This is a genomic window from Roseovarius aestuarii (genome assembly GCF_019966515.1).
Classification (GTDB): domain Bacteria; phylum Pseudomonadota; class Alphaproteobacteria; order Rhodobacterales; family Rhodobacteraceae; genus Roseovarius; species Roseovarius aestuarii.
On sequence record NZ_JAIMIB010000007.1, the window covers coordinates 91,196 to 110,008 of the forward strand.

Here is an 18,813-nt window from a genome sequence, read left to right on the forward strand (position 1 = left end):
GATTGCAGGCTCACAACCATTCCGCAGCCCCCTTTGCCACTACCAGCAGGCCGGTATGGGGATCAAGCAGCATCAGCGTGGCCGACCCGGCATCAAAGGCCAGGATCGAGCGCGGATTATCCAGAGCGTAGCGAAATGCGCTCTCGGTCTCTTCGTTCATGCACAGGCGCCCCTCAAGCGCAGCGCGACGCATGGTCATGCCGGTCAGGCGGTCGGCATTCACGATTTCGATCAAGGCGGCATCCGGGGCCTGCAAGGGATTATCCAACGCCACCGCCCCGCGATGTGACAGCGTGCGCAAGGCATCCGGCGCGGCCGTCGCCACGGAAAGCGGAGATTTCACCTGCATCTGCACCAACCGGAAGGACGCGGCAACGCAATCGGGCGAGGCATGAAATGCCACAGTGTCGCCAATCGAAAACCACCGGTCCAGCCGGCTGCGCAACTCATCCTCGTCCTCGCGCCAACAGCCAGACAGGACAGCCACCACCAGCACAGCCAGCACCAGACGCGCCCGCCTGCCGGTTTGAAACTGTGTGCCTGTCTGCTGCATCAGATCACTCGAACTCCATAATCACATCATCAACTGCAAGGCTGTCACCGGGTCCGGCCTTGATCGCCGACACCACGGACTTTTTCTCGGCCCGCAGAATATTTTCCATCTTCATCGCCTCGACCGTGCAAAGCGCCTGACCCTCCTGCACCTCATCGCCTTCACTGACATTCACCTTCACGATCAGACCGGGCATCGGGCAAAGCAGCATTTTCGATGTATCAGGTGGCAGTTTCTCGGGCATTAACGCCGCCAGTTCCGCCTGACGGGGTGAACGGACATGCACCTTGATGTCCGCCCCGCGATTTCGGATGCGGAAGCCACCGCTGACTTTGCCGACCTTGAGGATCAGTGGGGTGCCGTCGACGCTTAACACCGCCAGCTTATTGCCCGGCACCCAATCGCTTTCAACGCGCATCTGCGCACCATCGGCAAAGCGCACGACCGAGCCGCCACGGTCGGCATCGATCACCACCGGATAGCTTTCGCCCTGAAGCGTCACCACCCAATCTTCACCAATGCGGCGTTCGTGATTATCCATCCGGCCCGACACCCGGGTGCGCCGAATTTCCGCCACGCGGTGCATGGCAGCGGCGCTGGCCGCGATGCGGCGCAGGGTTTCGTCTCCCAGCGTAACCCCTTGGAACCCTTCTGGATATTCTTCTTCGATAAAGGCCGTCGTCATATCGCCGCTGATGAATTTGGGGTGATCCATCACCGCCGCCAGGAAGGGCAGATTGTGACCGATGCCTTCAATCTCGAAACTATCAAGCGCCACCCGCATCTCTTCGATTGCCGCCTCGCGCGTCGGCGCCCAGGTACAGAGTTTGGCGATCATCGGATCGTAGTACATGCTGATTTCACCGCCTTCAAAGACGCCGGTATCATTGCGAACAGCGCGTGCGTCCTCTGCCACCTCGGCAGGCGGGCGGTAGCGACTGAGGCGCCCGATCGACGGCAGGAAGCCGCGATAGGGATCCTCGGCATAGAGCCGGTTCTCGATGGCCCATCCGTTGATGCCCACATCGCTTTGCTTGATCGACAATTTTTCGCCATAGGCGATGCGGATCATCTGCTCGACCAGATCAACGCCGGTGATCAGTTCGGTCACCGGGTGTTCCACCTGCAAGCGGGTATTCATTTCGAGGAAATAGAAATTCTTGTCGCCATCAACGATGAATTCCACCGTTCCCGCGCTGGCGTAATCGACCGCCTGCGCCAGGGCGACCGATTGCTCGCCCATCGCCTTGCGGGTGGCTTCGTCCAGAAACGGGCTTGGGGCCTCTTCGACCACCTTCTGGTTACGGCGCTGAATGCTGCATTCGCGCTCATTCAGATAGATGCCATTGCCGTGACTGTCGCAGAGCACTTGGATTTCGATATGGCGCGGCTGGGTGACGAATTTCTCGATGAAAATCCGATCATCACCGAATGAGCTCGCCGCCTCGTTCTTTGAGCTCTGAAAGCCCTCGCGCGCCTCGTCATCGTTCCAGGCGATGCGCATGCCCTTGCCGCCGCCCCCGGCACTGGCCTTGATCATCACCGGGTAACCGATCTGGTTCGATATTTTCACCGCTTCTTCGGCATCCTCGATCAGCCCCATATAGCCGGGTACGGTGCTGACGTCGGCCTCTTGCGCGATCTTTTTCGAGGTGATCTTGTCACCCATCGCCTCGATCGCCCCCTTGGGTGGCCCGATAAAGGCCACGCCCTCGGCTTCAAGCGCCTCGGCAAATTTGCTGTTTTCACTTAGGAAACCGTAGCCTGGATGCACCGCCTCGGCCCCGGTTTGGCGGATAGCCTCCATCACCTTGTCGATCACGATGTAGGATTCGTTGGCCGGCGGTGGACCGATACGCACCGCCTCGTCGGCCATCTTCACATGCAGGGCGTTGCGATCCGCATCCGAATAAATCGCGACCGTTTTAATGCCCATCTTGCGGGCCGTCTTGATCACACGGCAGGCAATCTCGCCCCGGTTGGCTATCAGGATCTTCTTGAACATATCTCGTCCCCTCTATTCGGTGCTGGGCCGCGCGCCGTTGCGCGCGGAATTGGCAACAAAAAAACCACCGGCGCATGAGTGTACGCCGATGGCTTTCGTTGGGTGTGCGGCGCCCGTCAGGGCACAGCGGAAACTGTTAGCAGCGGCCTGGGAAGGCCTGGCAATAGGCGACGTTCGCCCCGGCACCGACAAGCGCGCCGCCGGCGACGTTGCCTCCGACCACAAGTGCTGTGCCCGCACCGGCCCCGGCACCGATGACCGCCTGTTTGCCAAGAGTGTCCCCACATGCCGAAAGGCTGGCAAGCGCGACCACCGAAAGGATAAGTATGAATGTGAACCGCATCGGTCAAAGCCTCGTTTCTGCTCTTGATTGTCGTTACGGAGATTCAACGCCATTCGGGCGCTTTGGTCAAAATCTATCGCTTTGCGACCACCTGCTTGGGCAAGGGCCCGCCGATGACGACACTTCTTTTGCATAGCTAGAAAAAAGGGCGGTCTGCACCATAATGTGCAAGACCGCCCGTAAGGGGAAGGGTAACGGATTAGACTATGCGTCTCGGCCCATTGGGGGGGGGCCGCCACTACGATTCCAACGTTGCCTGCAATCATGGGGTGATCCAAGGGGATAAAATCGGCCCTGATCACATCGGCTGCATTCCGCGTATTCGCGCAACCCTTGGGCAAAAAGGCGCCGCTTTTGCAACCATAAGAATATCTAGCAAAATATTTTAAAACTTTTGGTTTCATTTTCAACACCCCTCTCCCGCGATGAATGCGTCGGGGAAAGCGGCCTTGGCAGCCGGTACATCCAATATCAGCAGCGCCTCGTAACTTTGCGAATCGAACGGGTCTTCCGCTGGCAGCACCTCGCGACCGAATAGCCAGTTCAGCCGCCCGGCATCCAGATTGCCACGCTCGAAAGGCCGATCGCCAAATGCCTCCCAAAGCGCCTGCACGAACGCGGTATCGGCCCGACGATCGGCCGGTTTACGGTCGCGGTAACGTTCGCGCCGGGTCAGCGGCGTGATCCCCTTGGGGTTGGCGCGACGAATGGTGAATTGAAAGTCCGTTCCCGGCAGACGGCCCGGAAACCCGCGATGCTTCAGCATGAGACGCCCTCCGGACATGTGGGGCGTGCGGGTATCAGGGCGGACCCGAAGGCCCGCGCTGACAGCGCTTTATCAGTACTTTCCAGTCGGTTCCGGCTCGACCGAGATCGGCTCCGGATCGACCACGACAAAATCGTCATCATCCTGCTGTGCACAGGCCGTGATCGTAGCGACCAGGCCGATGGCCAGGATGGTCTTGAGTGTGTTGGACATATATGTCTCCTGTATTTCACGACGGAATAGCGCGGCGCAAAACGCCCCGTCCGCCAACTGCTCGATGTTTGGGTTGCCTTTTGACAACCAAACGCGAGCATATCGAAATACCGGCTCGTTTGATATGTGGCCACGGCGAAGCCGCCAGCCTGTGATGCGAAAGCCTCAAACCTTTGCTGGCTTACATCGTGGCGCGCAACATATTGTGGTCGCATCAGAAAACCTCCCAAATGCAGGCACCATTTTCGACACTATAAGCCTCGAAAACTTGGTTTAGATCAGGGTCGATTACCCCGAACTCACTTTCACGGTCCGCCAGAGAAATGATCACCTGCCCCGGCTCTGGCCCGACATTCGACAGCCGAGGCAGGGCAAATTCGTTGCACAGATGCTCAAGATCTGAGCTCAGCAGGTCATAATCCAGTTTCTCGGTCGAAAACTCCGGCGCGACAAAGCGGAACCGATAGACAAGCCCACCCCCTGGCCGATCCCACAACATTTCCTGCAGATGGGTCTTGAGTCCCGAGGGCAGCATCACCTGCTCGGCCTCACTGGCCGCGAGGGCAGACGCAAAGACGATGCCGGACGCCAGATATGCGGCCAAACCCGTCACTGCGCCCACCTAACCCAACGGGCGCGGTTCTTAGGGTCCTCAAGCACCTCGGCGATGCGCGCTTCGGCCTGCAGGCGCGGGAACACCCCCGCCACCTGCCCGCCCGCGGTCACCTTCAGACCCGACGCAACACGTTCCACCCGCACCACCGGCGTAAACCCTTTAAGGCCCTGCAATGCGCGCCAGATATCCTGCCGCACCTGCTGCGCCAGTTGCAGTCGAGAACCATCAGGCAAGCGTGTGCTGGCGCTCAGGTCAAACCGCACAGGCACCCGCCGCGCCAAAGTCAGCACGGTATCATCGCGGAGGATATGCCAGCGGCCACGGGACATCGGGTTTCCTTGAAAGGTTAGCGGTCAGAGCGGAATATTATCGTGCTTTTTCCACGGGTTGGTCAGCTTCTTGTTGCGCAGGCTTGCAAAGGCGCGGCTGACGCGCATGCGGGTGTTGTGCGGCATGATGACCTCGTCGATGAAGCCGCGTTCCGCCGCCACGAACGGATTGGCGAAGCGGTCTTCGTAATCGGCCGTATGCGCCGCGATCTTGTCACTGTCGCCCAGATCGGCGCGGTGGATGATCTCGGTCGCACCTTTGGCACCCATCACCGCGATCTCGGCGGTGGGCCAGGCATAGTTGAAATCGCCGCGCAGATGTTTTGAGGCCATCACGTCATAAGCGCCGCCATATGCCTTACGGGTGATCACGGTGACTTTGGGCACCGTGGCCTCTCCATAAGCGAACAAAAGCTTCGCGCCGTGCTTGATGACCCCCCCATATTCCTGGGATGTCCCCGGCAGGAAGCCCGGCACATCGACGAAGGTCAGGATCGGGATCTCGAACGCGTCGCAGAACCGCACAAACCGCGCCGCCTTGCGGGAGCTGTCGATATCCAGACACCCCGCCAGCACCATCGGCTGGTTCGCCACCACCCCCACGGTCTGGCCTTCCAGCCGGATGAACCCGGTGATGATGTTCTTGGCGAAATCTTCCTGAATTTCGTAGAAATCACCCTCATCCGCGACCTTCTCGATCAGTTCCTTCATGTCATAAGGCGTGTTCGCATTGTCGGGGATCAGCGTGTCGAGGCTGTCCTCCACCCGGCCCGGCGTGTCAAAGAACGGCCGCACCGGCGCCTTGTCGCGGTTGTTCAGCGGCAGGAAATCCACCAGACGGCGCACTTCGGCCAGCGCTTCCACGTCGTTTTCAAACGCCCCGTCAGCGACCGAGCTTTTGCGGGTATGGGTCGAGGCACCGCCCAGTTCTTCGGCCGTCACCTGCTCGTTGGTGACGGTCTTAACCACATCGGGGCCGGTCACGAACATGTAAGCGGTGTCTTTCACCATAAAGATGAAATCGGTCATCGCCGGGGAGTAGACCGCGCCGCCTGCGCAAGGACCCATAATCACGCTGATCTGGGGGATGACACCCGAAGCCATGATGTTGCGCTGGAAAACCTCGGCATATCCCGCAAGGCTGGCCACGCCTTCCTGAATGCGCGCGCCGCCGGAATCGTTTATGCCGATCACCGGCGCGCCGTTCTGCATCGCCATATCCATGATCTTGCAGATCTTCTGGGCGTGGGTCTCGGAAAGCGACCCACCAAACACGGTGAAATCCTGACTGAAGACATAGACCATCCGGCCATTAATCGTACCCCAGCCAGTCACCACGCCATCGCCGGGCATCTTGACCTTGTCCATGCCGAAGTCGGTACAGCGATGCGCTACGAACATATCAAACTCTTCAAAACTGCCTTCGTCCAGCAAAAGCTCAATCCGTTCGCGCGCCGTCAGCTTGCCCTTGCCATGCTGCGAGGTGATGCGTTTTTCACCCCCGCCCAGACGGGCCTCGGCGCGGCGGTCTTCCAGTTCCTGAAGAATGTCTTTCATTGCGCTCCCCTTTTTCGGCTGTTGCCGGACCATAGAGAATAGACCGGGGGGCTGGAAAGCAGAATTCAGCAAATTTGCAAAGTTTTGGAAATGTCATTTGGCTAATCGGAAAATTTGCTAAGTTCTCATTCAGAGCGTGGACTTACCCAAATCGCAGGCTTACCGATGACCCATGGATCAGAAATCCAGCAGCCGGTTCCTTGACCGCCGGACAGCACCACATATCACGACACTTATCCTGCTGGCCGGATTATCCGCGCTGGCGATGAATATCTTTCTGCCCAGCCTGCCGGGGATGACCGCATACTTTCAGACGGACTATCGGCTAATGCAGCTTTCTGTCGCGCTTTATCTGGGGGTCAATGCGGTGCTGCAGCTGATTGTCGGCCCGATCTCGGACCGATGGGGGCGCAGGCCCGTGGTGCTCTGGGGGGTGGCAATCTTTCTGCTGGCGACGCTGGGGTGTGTGCTGGCGGAAAATGTCTACGTATTTCTGACCTTCCGGATGATGCAGGCCACGATCGTGGCCGCGATGGTGCTAAGTCGCGCCATCGTCCGTGACATGGTGCCCGAAGCCCAGGCCGCCAGCATGATCGGCTATGTCACCATGGGCATGGCGGTTGTACCGATGATCGGCCCGGCCATCGGCGGCGTGCTCGACGCGGCCTTCGGCTGGCAGTCAAACTTCTGGCTGCTGCTGGCGCTTGGCGCGCTGGTCTTATGGATCACCTGGTGCGATCTGGGAGAAACCGCGCCACTGACGGGCCGCACAATGGCCCAACAGTTCCGGGAATATCCCGACCTGTTTGCCTCGCCGCGCTTCTGGGGCTACGCGTTGGCTTCGGGCCTCTCATCGGGTTCATTTTTTGCCTATCTGGGCGGCGCGCCTTTCGTCGGCGATCAGGTCTTTGGCCTGCCACCCGAAATTCTGGGCGTCTATTTTGGAGCCCCCGCGATCGGCTATATGCTCGGCAATTATATCTCAGGACGCTTTTCCGTGCGTATCGGCATCAACCGGATGGTCTATTGGGGTACGATGATCAACGCCGCGGGCATCGCCCTCAACCTAGCGCTTTTTTACGGTGGGTTCGGCACCGCGATCAGCTTTTTCGGCCTGATGACCTTCATGGGTCTCGGCAACGGCATGACCATTCCCAACGCCACCGCCGGGGCGCTTTCGGTGCGACCGCATCTGGCTGGTACCGCCAGCGGCCTGGCCGGTGCGCTGATGATCGGCCTTGGCGCGGCACTTTCAGCCCTGGCAGGCGCGATGCTCACACCACAGACCGGCGCCTACCCGCTTTTATGGATCATGCTCAGCACCGGGTTGCTGGCCATTATCGCCATAATCATGGTCATGCGCCGCGAGCGCCATCTGAGTTATGGCGGATCGCCTTAACCCGGCACCCGCGTCCAACCGCAGACTGGCCATTCCGCTTAAGCGACGCGCAAGGCACCACGAACCAGCGAAGTTGATGAGTTGAAACCGCTGCATTTGCTGGATGAGGAACGCGAACAGCATATCGCCTCGCTGCCTTTCCACACTATCATGTCCGGCCACATGAAAACCGCATGGGCCTCGATGCGCCAATAGGAGGTCGATATGCAAAGCCTGTTTATCTCGGGATCGGCGATCGGCGGCTGTGAGTTACTGCCAAGCGCATAACCGTTCGGAAAAACCTAGGCTCGGTCCTTTCAGATATATCTGCATGATGGCAAATGGCCTAGCAACAACCCTAGGTCGAAACTGACTGGATGGCGCCCACCGAAACCCGAATGGGGCTACTGATGTAAACCCGACCAACAGGGCAGCGTATCGTTTTTTGCTGCCGTCGCCCAAAATATCGCCCGGGCGATGGCGCGCGACATGCAGGTGGCCGCGGCGTGGCCCAGCATCAACGTGTCGACAACTTGATTGGTCAGCGGTTCTGCGCCGGTAGCGGCGGCAAAGATCAGATCGCCATCCATTGGCGTGTGGGACGGGACGAGTGCGCGAGCGAACCCGTCATGGGCGGCGGTCGCCAGCCTCGTGCATTGCGCCTGGGTCAGGGCCGCGTCGGTGGCGACGATGCCGATGGTGGTATTGGCGTGCTGCGCAAGTTTCGTGGGCGGGGTCTGAATGTCGGGGAAGTGGTTTGCCGGGCCGAAGCCGCCGAATTCATTTACGACCTCGAACGGGGCGGCCCAGAAATGTGGGCCATCCCCGACTGTTGCCGATCCAAGGGCGTTGACCGCGACCAGCGCGCCGACCGTATGGCCCGAGGGCAGGATCAACGAGGCCGACCCCAGCCCTCCTTTCAGATTGGCGGTGGTCGCACCGGTGCCCGCACCCGATGTTCCAAGCTCAAAGCTGGCGGCGGCGGCGGTTAACGCCTGCAGTCCGAGCTGCTTGTAGGGGTTGTCGGTCCAGCCCTTGTCGCCGCCATTCACAAGGTCAAAGAGGATTGCACCGGGAACGATAGGCACGTTTTGATCACCCACCGCGAAGCCCCTCCCCATCGCACGCAACCCATCTGCCACACCCGACGCGGCATCAAGGCCAAAGGCAGACCCACCCGCCAGCACCAGCGCATCCACCTGCTCGACGGTTTTATCGGGGGCCAGCAGATCAGTTTCGCGCGTGCCCGGCGCGCCGCCCATCACTTGCACCCCGGCGGTAAAGGGAACATCACCAAGCAGGACAGTCACGCCGGTCTTGATCCGTTCGTCACCCGCATTACCGACCCGCAAACCCGCAACATCGGTGATCAGGTTCAATGGCCCCGGTTCTGATTTCATGGCTTGAAAACGTCCTTTAGTTTGTCGCAAAACATCTTGCCAGATTACACGGAATCGGCAAGAAAAGCCTCAGGCCGGGGCGATGGCGTCGCCCCTGAGGCCCATATATCCCAAACAGTCCTGAACGCCGGGACCTTTCTTTTCAGGAGGGTCACTATGACTGCACATCCAGAATCCAACCAATTCAGCGGCACTTCGCGCCCCGAAATGTACCGTTTTCACAATGGTGAAAAAGCTCCGCTGGCTTTCGAAGTTGCCGAATACGAGGCGCGTATCGCCGGCCTGCGCCGGATCATGGTCGAAGCTGGGGTCGACGCCGCCGTCTTCACCTCTATGCATAATATCGCCTATTACTCGGGCTTTCTTTATTGCGCCTTTGGCCGCCCCTACGGGCTGGTCGTGACCGCGCAGGACTGCGTGACCATCAGCGCCGGGATCGACGCCGGTCAGCCGTGGCGACGGTGCTTCTGCGACAACATCACCTATACCGACTGGCAGCGCGATAATTACTGGCGGGCGATTCTGTCGGTTTCGGGCGAAGGCAAAGTCGTGGGCTATGAGGGCGACCACCTAACGCTGATGCAGCAAGGGAAGTTACTGGCGTTCCTGAAACCGTCGAAAACCGTGGATATCGCCGGTCACACCATGATGCAGCGGATGCACAAATCGGCGGCTGAAATCGCGCTGATCCGTCAGTGTACGGCGATTGCAGACGTGGGCGGTTACGCGATCAAGGATGCCGTGCGGATCGGTACCCGCGAGATTGACGTGGCAATGGCCGGTCGCGACGCGATGGAGGCCGAGATCGCCCGCGTGTTCCCGGATGCGGAATACCGCGACACTTGGGTCTGGTTCCAGTCGGGCATCAACACCGATGGCGCGCATAACCCGGTCACCGGGCGGCATCTGCAGCGTGGCGATATCCTGAGCCTCAACACTTTCCCGATGGTCAGTGCCTATTACGTGGCGCTGGAACGCACCATGTTTGTGGGTGAGGTGGACGATGCCTCGCTGAAAATCTGGGAAGCCAACGTGGCGGCGCATGAATATGGCATGTCCCTGCTGAAACCGGGGGTGAGCTGCGCCGAGGTCACGCATAAGATCAACGATTTCTTTGCCGAGCGTGACCTGCTGCAGTATCGCACTTTCGGCTATGGCCACTCCTTCGGGGTGCTGAGCCACTACTATGGCCGTGAGGCGGGGCTGGAACTGCGCGAGGATATCGACACGGTGCTGGAGCCCGACATGGTGATCTCGATGGAACCCATGCTGACCGTCGCCGACGGGCAACCGGGTGCGGGCGGCTACCGTGAGCATGACGTTCTGGTGATCACCGAGGATGGCAACGAGAACATCACCGGCTATCCCTACGGACCCGAATTCAACGTCGTCAGTTAAGATACGGCACTTTCCGGGTTTGCATCGGTAACGTTGCAGACCCGGATTCGGTGAAATAATTCGAAGGGTCACCCCGCAAGACTTGTCCGTTCAGCCGCGGGTGTATTGACGACGGGATTTCCGAGTTGCCCGCGAAGCTATGCGCTGCCCACATCGGCTTTCCGCTGTTTTCCGGATGTCGGCCGCCCTTGCGTACCGGCCTTTGCAAAACTAATCTAACAATCAAGCAAACCTGCAAACTCCGGATCTCGATATGGCCACCCAGAAACTCTATGCTGGCGCCAAGCTGCGCGAAACCCGTCAACGGCTTGGTCTCACCCAGAAGGATTTCGCCGCAAAACTAGGCGTTTCCCTGCCCTATCTTAACCAGATGGAGAACAATAACCGTCCCGTCAGCACCACGGTCGTGCTGGCGCTGGCACAGGAGTTCGGCTTTGACGTGACCGAGCTGTCCACCGGTGATGCCGAGCGTATGGTCAGCGATATGCGCGAGGCGCTGGCAGACCCGATCTTTGGCGACAACCCGCCACCACTTGCAGATTTACGACTTACCGCCTCTAACGCCCCTGCCTTAGCACGCGCCTTTCTGGAACTGCATAGCGCCTATCGACAAACCCATGAACGCCTTGCTTCACTGGACGAAGCACTTGGACGTGACGATTCCAGAACACAGTCCAGCCCCTGGGACGAGGTACGTGACTTCTTTCACTATTGCGATAATTACGTCGACGCGGTCGATCGCGCCGCTGAACGCTTTGCCCAACCCACTGGCGCACAACGAACCATCCGTGACATCGCCGTTGACCGCCTGGGCGAGCTTGGCATCACGGTGACAGACGCCGATACGGACAAGCTGCGCGCCTTCGACCGCGCGAACGGTACACTTTATATCTCGTCACGCGTGGCGCCTGAGACACGAACCTTTCAACTTCTGCTGCAAGTCGCCCTCCTGACCCAAAACAAGCTGCTGGAAGCCACCTTGAACTTCGCCAATTTCCAATCAGACGCGGCCCGGTCCATCGCAAAAATCGGCCTTGCGAACTATTTCGCCGGTGCCGCCCTGATGCCCTACACCAAGTTTCTGGACGCTGCCCGCACCACGCGCCACGACCTCGAACTGCTGGCCAACCGTTTTGGCGCGTCGATTGAACAGGTGGCGCATCGGCTATCGACCCTGCAGCGGCCAGACGCCAAGGGTGTGCCGTTTTTCTTCGTGCGTGTCGATCAGGCGGGCACCATTACCAAACGGCATTCGGCCACACGGTTGCAATTCGCCCGTTTCGGGGGTGCCTGCCCGCTTTGGAACGTTCACCGCGCGTTCGAAACCCCCGGTCGCTTTCTTCGCCAGTTGGCCGAGACGCCCGACGGGGTGCGCTATATCAGCCTGGCGCGCGACGTATCTAAATCCGGCGGCTCATACGGTGCGCCGGTACGACGCTTTGCGATCGCACTTGGCTGCGAGGTCAAACACGCGGAAACGCTGATTTATGCGGATGACATGGACCTGACCAATGCCCGCGCGTTCGAACCTATCGGCATTTCATGCCGCATCTGCGAACGCCCCGATTGCCACCAACGCTCGGTGCCGCCGTTGGAGCGCCGCCTGTCAATCCCACCTGACGAACGTGGTGTCCTGCCTTTCGTGGTTGGATGACCTCGCCCCGATGCTGCGGATAACCCGTTATTCACCTCGCGGGAACCGCTGGTTTTCCTCAACGACGTTCAGATCCATATGGTTGCGCATATAGCGCTCGGATGCTTTCTGCAGTGGCTGATAATCCCAAGGATAGTAACCGCCCTTGCGCAGCGCTTCGTACACCACCCACCGCCGGGCCTGACTTTCGCGCACCTGAGCATCGAAGGCATCCAGATCCCACCGCGCCGCGGCCTTGGCCTGCAGCTGCGCCAGCGTCCCCGCATGTTCGGGTGCCGAGGCCAGATTGGTCAGTTCATGGGGATCGGCGTCCATGTCAAAAAGCTGATCTGGATCCAGTGCACAGCGGTTGTATTTCCACTTGCCATAGCGCAGCGACACCAGCGGCGCATAAGACGCCTCGGCGGCATATTCCATCGCCACGGGGGCATCCCGCTCCGCCCCCTGCCCCAACGGCACAAGACTTTGGCCTTCCACCCAGGGGGCCACCTCATCCATGCTGACCCCCGCCAGATCACAGAGTGTCGGGCAGACATCTAGGGTGCTGACGGGGGCATCAATACGCCCCGCTTCCATCCCCGGCGCCGCAATCATCAACGGCACGCGGGCTGAACCGTCATAGAAGCACATCTTGAACCACAGGCCGCGCTCGCCCAACATATCGCCGTGATCGCTGACAAACAGGATCACCGCTTCTTGCCGGGTCGTTTCCAGCGCCTCCATCACCTCGCCGATTTTATCATCAAGATACGAGATATTGGCAAAATAGGCGCGGCGCGACTTGCGGATATCATCTTCGGTGATGTCAAAGGACCGCCAGTCATTGGCATCGAATATCCTCTGCGCGTGCGGATCGTGGTCTTCGTACTCCATTGCAGGAACTTCCGGCAGAAGATGCTCGCAATCCTCGTAGAGGTCCCAGTATTTTTTACGCGCCACGTAAGGATCATGCGGGTGGGTGAAACTGACAGTCAGACACCAGGGGCGATCATCGTGACCGCGCGCCAGATCGTAGACCTTGCGGGTGGCGTGATAGGCCACCTCGTCGTCATATTCCATCTGGTTAGAGATTTCCGCCACGCCTGCCCCGGTGACCGAACCCATGTTGTGATACCACCAGTCGATCCGTTCGCCGGGTTTGCGATAATCCGGCGTCCAGCCGAAATCGGCCGGGTAGATATCGGTGGTCAACCGATCCTCGAACCCGTGCATCTGGTCGGGGCCGACAAAGTGCATCTTGCCGCTCAGGCAGGTCTGATAGCCCGCGCGGCGAAGGTGATGCGCATAAGTGGGAATATCAGCGGCAAATTCCGCTGCGTTGTCATAAACTCGACTGCGCGAGGGCAAAAGCCCCGACATGAAACTCGCCCGTCCCGGCGCGCAGAGGGGCGAGGCGGTATAGGCATTGGCAAAACGGGTCGAACGCGCCGCCAGCTTTTTCAGGTTTGGCGCGTGCAGCCAGTCGGCAGGGCCGTCGGGAAACAGGGTGCCATTCAGTTGGTCGACCATGAAAATCAGGATGTTGGGCGCGCTCATTCAAGTGATCCTTCAGCCAGGCTGGTGTCCAGGTAATGCAGTAAAACGTCAATCGCGGCGGCGGGTGACATCGGATCACCGCGCAGCGCTTGACGGATATAAAGCCCGTCGATCATTGCCGCCAATCCGCGGGTCAGCATGCGGGCATCCGCCCCGGCGATCTGCCGGAAAGCGTGGTGCAGGTTTGATCGCACACGCCGCTGGTAGATGTGAAGAAGCCGCCGCGCGTCATCCGATTTCTGCGCCTGCACGTAGAAATTCAGCCAGGCTGAGACGAATTCAGGCCGGAACTGTGCTGGGGCAAAACTGGCACGGATGATCGCTTCGATCCGGTCACGTGGCGTCTTCGCCATCAGCATCGCGCCGCGCACCTCGGCCCCGTAGAGCGTCAGGATGTGGCGCATCGCTGCGGCGAATATCTGTTCTTTCGATCCGAAATAATGATGCGCCAGCGCGCTCGACATGCCTGCGCGTTTTGCAATCTGACTAACGGTGACATCCAGCGTCCCCTGCGCACCGATCTCGTAGATCGTCGCCTCCACCAGTGCCGAGCGGCGTATCGGCTCCATCCCCACCTTCGGCACTGAATCTCCCTTTCATTTCGGATTGCCAAATCGTGGTAATCATGATTAATTGACTCGTCAATCAATATAAACACGGTGCCACTTGACCGGCCAGAAACCACCCTTCTGTCACATTGAACTTGCACATCGAGTTGGCGTCGGCCTAGTCTCTGGCCGTTCAGTTATTGTCGGTGTGCGACGGGTAAATGCGTGAAGATGACGAAAACAGCCGTTTATGTGACGAATGTTGCCGCAGACACTGCCGTGCGATCGACAAAATGGAATCAGGTTCCCGCTGCCCTGCAGTGGCGTTACCCCATGAACTTAAAACTATCAGGGAGATACAAGAATGACGATCCTATCCAATAGCGGCCTGAACAGACGCCGCTTTCTGCAAACCACCGCAGCGACGGCCATGGCCGCAACGCTGCCCTTGGGCGGCGCGATGGCGGCCCCAAAGCGAGGCGGCCACCTGCGTGTCGGTAAGGCGCACGGCCAGACCACCGATACGATGAACCCGGGCACCTGGGAAAACGGCTTTACCATCGGCATGGCCTTTGCCATTCATGGCCGCCTGACCGAAGTGAAAGCCGACGGCTCGCTGGCGCCCGAACTCGCCGAAAGCTGGGAAGCAACGCCAGATGCCAAAACCTGGCGCTTCAAGGTCCGTCAAGGCGTGAAGTTCCATTCGGGCAAGGACCTGACCCCCGAAGACGTGATGGCCTCGATCGCGTTCCACCGCGGCGAAGATTCCACTTCGGCCGCCGGCCCCCTTGTGGCCCCTATCGAGAACATGAGCATCGACGGCGACACGGTTGTATTCGAACTGTCCGGCGGCAATGCCGACTTCCCATTCATCCTCAGCGACTATCACTTGACGATCCACCCCGCCAAAGATGACACCATCGACTGGGAATCCGGCGATGGCTGCGGCAGCTATATCCTCAAGAACAAGAACTTCGGTGTGTCCTGCACGATGGAACGGAACCCGAACCACTGGCGCGACGATGTGGGTTTCTTCGACAGCATCGAAATGCTGGCACTGGTTGACCAGAACGCGCGGACAACTGCGCTTGTTTCGGGCGATGTGGACGTTATCGACCGTCTCGACCTGAAAACCGTGGGTCTTCTGGAGCGTAACCAGAACATCCAGATCAATTCGGTTGCCGGTACGCAGCACTTCACCTTCGCGATGTCGACCAATCAGGCACCGTTTGACGACAACAACGTGCGTCAGGCGCTGAAATACGCCATCAACCGCGAAGAGCTGGTCGAGAAGATCCTGTTCGGCTACGGTTCAGTTGGCAACGACATTCCGATCGGCCAGGGCCAGCAGTTCTACAATACCGAACTCGAACAAAAGACCTATGACCCCGACAAGGCCAAATGGTACCTGAACGAAGCCGGCATGGACAGCCTGTCAGTCAACCTCTCTGCCGCCGACGCCGCCTTTGCCGGTGCGGTCGATGCGGGCGTGCTGTTCCAAGCGTCTGCTAAAGATGCGGGTATCGACCTTCAGGTCACGCGCGAGCCGAACGATGGCTACTGGTCGGATGTCTGGATGCAAAAACCATTCTCGGCCGTTTACTGGTCAGGCCGTCCGGTTCAGGATCAGATGTTTGCAACCGCCTATTCCTGTGGCGCAGCCTGGAACGACAGTTTCTGGTGTCACGAGAAGTTTGAGGCGCTCATGGTCGAAGCACGCGCCGAGCTGGATGAAGCGAAACGCAAGGACATGTACTGGGAAATGCAGGACATCGTCTCGAACCAGGGTGGCGTCATCATCCCGATGTTCGCCAACTACGTTTTCGCCACATCGACCAAGGTGAAAACCTCGGACGGGCTGGCATCAAACTGGGATATGGATGGCGAACGCTGGGCCGAGCGCTGGTCTTTCGCATAAACTCAAAACAGTATCGCAGCAAAGGGCCGGTTCTTCCGGCCCTTTTTCTTTTGGCCAAGCCCGATAGATCGGTGTCGCTTTACGTCTTGCGGGCGCTTGCAAATTCAAGGCAGTCTACATCTAACACCTGCCGGGAGGGAGCATATGCAAACCATCAAGGCTGCCGTCTGCCACGCATTTGGCGAACCGCTTGTCATCGAAGAGGTCCGCCTGCGGGCGCCCGACCAAGGTGAGGTCCAGGTTGATCTTGAGGCCGTGGCGATCTGCCATTCAGACATCATCTATGCCGAAGGCGGCTGGGGCGGCTCCCTGCCCGCCGTCTATGGCCACGAAGCAGCAGGCCACGTCAGCGCCGTTGGGCCGGGCGTGTCAGGCATCGTAACCGGCGATCCGGTTGTCGTAACGCTGATCCGCGCCTGCGGTCACTGTCCCAGCTGCGGTGCGGGCAATCCCACCACGTGCGAAACACCCTATGACGGCGATACCGGCCCGCTCAGCACCAGTGATGGCGGCAAGCTGCATCAGGCGATGGCCTGCGGCGCCTTTGCCGAGAAAGTCGTGGTCGACCAGAGCCAAGTCGTGAAAATCCCCGAGGGCATGGGAATGGACACGGCCAGCCTGCTGAGTTGCGGGGTGATCACCGGCGTCGGCGCCGTCGTCAACGCCGCCGGATTGCGCGCCGGGCAGGACGTTGTGGTGATCGGTGCGGGCGGCGTCGGTCTCAATGCCATTCAGGGCGCACGCATCGCTGGCGCGCGGCGTATCGTGGCTGTCGACATGAGCGAAGAGAAGCTTGATACCGCGATTGAATTCGGCGCAACCGACGGTGTGCTGGCGACGGGCGAACACCCCTGGCGCAGCGCAAAAAAGGCGATGGGACGTGGTGCAGATGCGGTGATCGTGACCGTGGGGGCGATCCCAGCCTATGATCAAGCGCCGCGTTATCTGGCGGGCGGCGGACGGGTTGTCATGGTAGGCATGCCGCATTCGGGCGCAACGTCGTCCTATGAACCGGTCAATTTCGCTGCCTCCGGTCAGGGCATGATCGGCTCGAAAATGGGGGATACGGTTATCCGGCGCGATATCCCGTGGATGATCGACCTCTACAGCCAAGGCCGTCTGAAACTGGACGAATTGATTTCCAATCGCTGGAGCCTTGACCAGATCAACGAGGCCATCGCCGACACCAAATCCGGCAGTGCGCGGCGGAATGTCATCCTGCTACGTTAGGGTGATAGCAAGATCGCCCCAACGCTCAAAAAAAAGGCGCCACCAGTGATCCGGTTTACAATCGCCTGCGTATTCAAGTTATGTTGGCCCTTGAACTAGATATCCCGCGCATCACGAAATCTGTGCGCCCAATGCCGCGGCAGGGAAAAGATCAGGTGTCCGTCAAGAAGAAGACCGAAATCTCACAGCAATCTGCCTGGATGATCGCGGTGCGGGATCAACGAGATCGCGCCGCCTTTGCCGCGCTGTTCGATTACTTCGCGCCGCGCCTGAAAGGGTTTGTCATGCGCTCGGGAACATCCGCGCAGCAGGCCGAGGAAATTGTGCAGGACGTCATGCTGACAATCTGGCGCAAAGCCGAAATGTTCGACCCGCATCGCGCGCAGGTTTCCTCGTGGATTTATCAGATTGCCCGCAACCGCCAAATTGACGTCGTACGCAAAGAAAACCGTCCGGTGCCCGAAGAACTGGCAGAAGACCCAGGCGCCGAGCCGGACGCGCCCCAGATACTGGCCATCGAACAAGAAGCGGGAAAACTGAAGAATGCGCTGTCGCGGCTCAACCGAGAACAGCTTGAAATGATAGAAAAGGCCTATCTGGGTGAAATGACTCATCAGGAGATCAGTACACAGACAGGCTTGCCGATGGGGACGGTGAAATCACGTATCCGGCTAGGTCTGGAAAGATTGAGACACGAATTAAAGGGACTGCGTTAGATGACCGCAATCACCCATCATATCCCCGACGCCCTACTGGCGGCCTATGCGGCCGGGAGCCTGCCCCACGCCTTTTCCGTTGTCGTGGCCAGCCATGTCTCCTTGTGCCCAGATTGCCGCGCGGCAGTCGAGGCTCATCAGGTTGTTGGTGGAATCGTTCTGGAAAATTCCGGCGCCGTGGCGCTTTCTGACAACGTGAAGGATAACATTCTGGCGCAATTGGATGCCCCGGTGACACCGGCGCCCACCCATAAACGGTCGGGGGTCTTCCCAGGTCCTGTCATGGAGGCCCTGAAGGGTAAGCCGCCGCGCTGGAAATCATTGGGTATGGGAGTACGGCAGGACATACTTTCATCGGACAGCGACGGATCAGTCCGGTTACTCTATATTCCACCCGGCCGTGCCGTGCCGGACCATAGCCATAACGGGATGGAACTGACCCTGGTCCTTCAGGGCAGTTTCAGCGACGCGACCGGACAGTTTTGTGCGGGGGATGTCGAAGTTGCCGACGAAGACCTGGAACACACGCCTGTTGCGGATGATGGTGTGGCCTGTATTTGCTTGGCAGCCACAGATGCGCCGCTGCGTTTCAATTCCATCCTACCACGCCTCTTGCAGCCTTTGTTCCGTATCTAAGCCCTGAGCTGCTGCGT

The 18,813-nt window shown here is 59.4% G+C and carries 18 protein-coding genes; 7 read left to right on the forward strand and 11 right to left on the reverse strand.

The features are described from left to right. Nucleotides 1–10 precede the first annotated feature (10 nt). The 8 genes from LC334_RS10575 to LC334_RS10610 form a co-directional block, all read right to left on the reverse strand. Entirely contained in the window at nt 11–553 is a 543-nt protein-coding gene (locus tag LC334_RS10575; protein ID WP_085800518.1) for a hypothetical protein, read from the reverse strand. 4 nt (nt 554–557) lie between these two features. Beyond that, entirely contained in the window at nt 558–2,558 is a 2,001-nt protein-coding gene (locus tag LC334_RS10580) for an acetyl-CoA carboxylase biotin carboxylase subunit (protein ID WP_085800517.1), read from the reverse strand. A gap of 136 nt (nt 2,559–2,694) precedes the next feature. Then, nucleotides 2,695–2,901, reverse strand: a complete 207-nt coding sequence (locus LC334_RS10585; protein ID WP_085800516.1) for a hypothetical protein — start codon at nt 2,899–2,901, stop codon at nt 2,695–2,697. A 406-nt stretch (nt 2,902–3,307) separates the two neighbouring features. Beyond that, a complete protein-coding gene (locus tag LC334_RS10590; protein WP_085800515.1) occupies nt 3,308–3,667 on the reverse strand; it encodes a hypothetical protein in 360 nt (119 codons plus the stop codon). 72 nt (nt 3,668–3,739) lie between these two features. After that, nucleotides 3,740–3,880 carry a hypothetical protein gene (locus tag LC334_RS10595; RefSeq protein WP_176237689.1) on the reverse strand — a complete coding sequence of 47 codons (141 nt, stop codon included), beginning with the start codon at nt 3,878–3,880 and terminating at the stop codon, nt 3,740–3,742. A gap of 214 nt (nt 3,881–4,094) precedes the next feature. After that, on the reverse strand, nt 4,095–4,493 hold the full coding sequence (locus LC334_RS10600) for a DUF6497 family protein (RefSeq protein ID WP_223412950.1): 399 nt from the start codon (nt 4,491–4,493) through the stop codon (nt 4,095–4,097). Then, a complete protein-coding gene (locus LC334_RS10605; RefSeq protein WP_085800512.1) occupies nt 4,490–4,825 on the reverse strand; it encodes a hypothetical protein in 336 nt (111 codons plus the stop codon). Before LC334_RS10605 ends, LC334_RS10600 begins: the two co-directional genes overlap by 4 nt. A gap of 24 nt (nt 4,826–4,849) precedes the next feature. Beyond that, a complete protein-coding gene (locus LC334_RS10610; RefSeq protein WP_085800599.1) occupies nt 4,850–6,382 on the reverse strand; it encodes an acyl-CoA carboxylase subunit beta in 1,533 nt (510 codons plus the stop codon). Nucleotides 6,383–6,554: 172 nt separating this feature from the next. On the opposite strand from LC334_RS10610, the gene LC334_RS10615 reads away from it, so the two are divergent. After that, nucleotides 6,555–7,781 carry a multidrug effflux MFS transporter gene (locus LC334_RS10615; RefSeq protein WP_085800511.1) on the forward strand — a complete coding sequence of 409 codons (1,227 nt, stop codon included), beginning with the start codon at nt 6,555–6,557 and terminating at the stop codon, nt 7,779–7,781. A gap of 383 nt (nt 7,782–8,164) precedes the next feature. Here LC334_RS10615 and LC334_RS10620 read toward each other — a convergent pair whose 3' ends face one another. After that, complete coding sequence (locus tag LC334_RS10620) at nt 8,165–9,160, reverse strand: P1 family peptidase (RefSeq protein ID WP_085800510.1); 996 nt, start codon at nt 9,158–9,160, stop codon at nt 8,165–8,167. 156 nt (nt 9,161–9,316) lie between these two features. Between LC334_RS10620 and LC334_RS10625 the strand changes: the two genes are divergently transcribed. Together LC334_RS10625 and LC334_RS10630 are read left to right on the forward strand one after the other, a co-directional pair. After that, a complete protein-coding gene (locus LC334_RS10625; RefSeq protein ID WP_085800509.1) occupies nt 9,317–10,558 on the forward strand; it encodes an aminopeptidase P family protein in 1,242 nt (413 codons plus the stop codon). Between the two features lie 253 nt (nt 10,559–10,811). Then, nucleotides 10,812–12,212 carry a helix-turn-helix domain-containing protein gene (locus LC334_RS10630; RefSeq protein WP_085800508.1) on the forward strand — a complete coding sequence of 467 codons (1,401 nt, stop codon included), beginning with the start codon at nt 10,812–10,814 and terminating at the stop codon, nt 12,210–12,212. A gap of 27 nt (nt 12,213–12,239) precedes the next feature. On the opposite strand, the gene betC is transcribed toward LC334_RS10630, so the two are convergent. Continuing rightward, nucleotides 12,240–13,748, reverse strand: coding sequence for a choline-sulfatase (gene betC, locus LC334_RS10635; RefSeq protein WP_085800507.1), 1,509 nt, complete (start codon nt 13,746–13,748; stop codon nt 12,240–12,242). Then, nucleotides 13,745–14,332: a transcriptional regulator BetI gene (betI, locus tag LC334_RS10640; RefSeq protein WP_085800506.1), complete on the reverse strand. Its 588-nt coding sequence runs from the start codon at nt 14,330–14,332 to the stop codon at nt 13,745–13,747. Before betI ends, betC begins: the two co-directional genes overlap by 4 nt. A 328-nt stretch (nt 14,333–14,660) precedes the next feature. Between betI and LC334_RS10645 the strand changes: the two genes are divergently transcribed. The 4 genes from LC334_RS10645 to LC334_RS10660 all read left to right on the forward strand — a co-directional run bounded on the left by LC334_RS10645 (nt 14,661) and on the right by LC334_RS10660 (nt 18,796). Further along, nucleotides 14,661–16,214, forward strand: coding sequence for an ABC transporter substrate-binding protein (locus LC334_RS10645; protein ID WP_085800505.1), 1,554 nt, complete (start codon nt 14,661–14,663; stop codon nt 16,212–16,214). A 144-nt stretch (nt 16,215–16,358) separates the two neighbouring features. Further along, nucleotides 16,359–17,444: a Zn-dependent alcohol dehydrogenase gene (locus LC334_RS10650; RefSeq protein ID WP_085800504.1), complete on the forward strand. Its 1,086-nt coding sequence runs from the start codon at nt 16,359–16,361 to the stop codon at nt 17,442–17,444. Between the two features lie 131 nt (nt 17,445–17,575). Next, entirely contained in the window at nt 17,576–18,160 is a 585-nt protein-coding gene (locus LC334_RS10655) for a sigma-70 family RNA polymerase sigma factor (RefSeq protein ID WP_223412951.1), read from the forward strand. Further along, nucleotides 18,161–18,796, forward strand: coding sequence for a ChrR family anti-sigma-E factor (locus LC334_RS10660; RefSeq protein ID WP_085800502.1), 636 nt, complete (start codon nt 18,161–18,163; stop codon nt 18,794–18,796). The last annotated feature ends 17 nt before the right edge of the window (nt 18,797–18,813 follow it).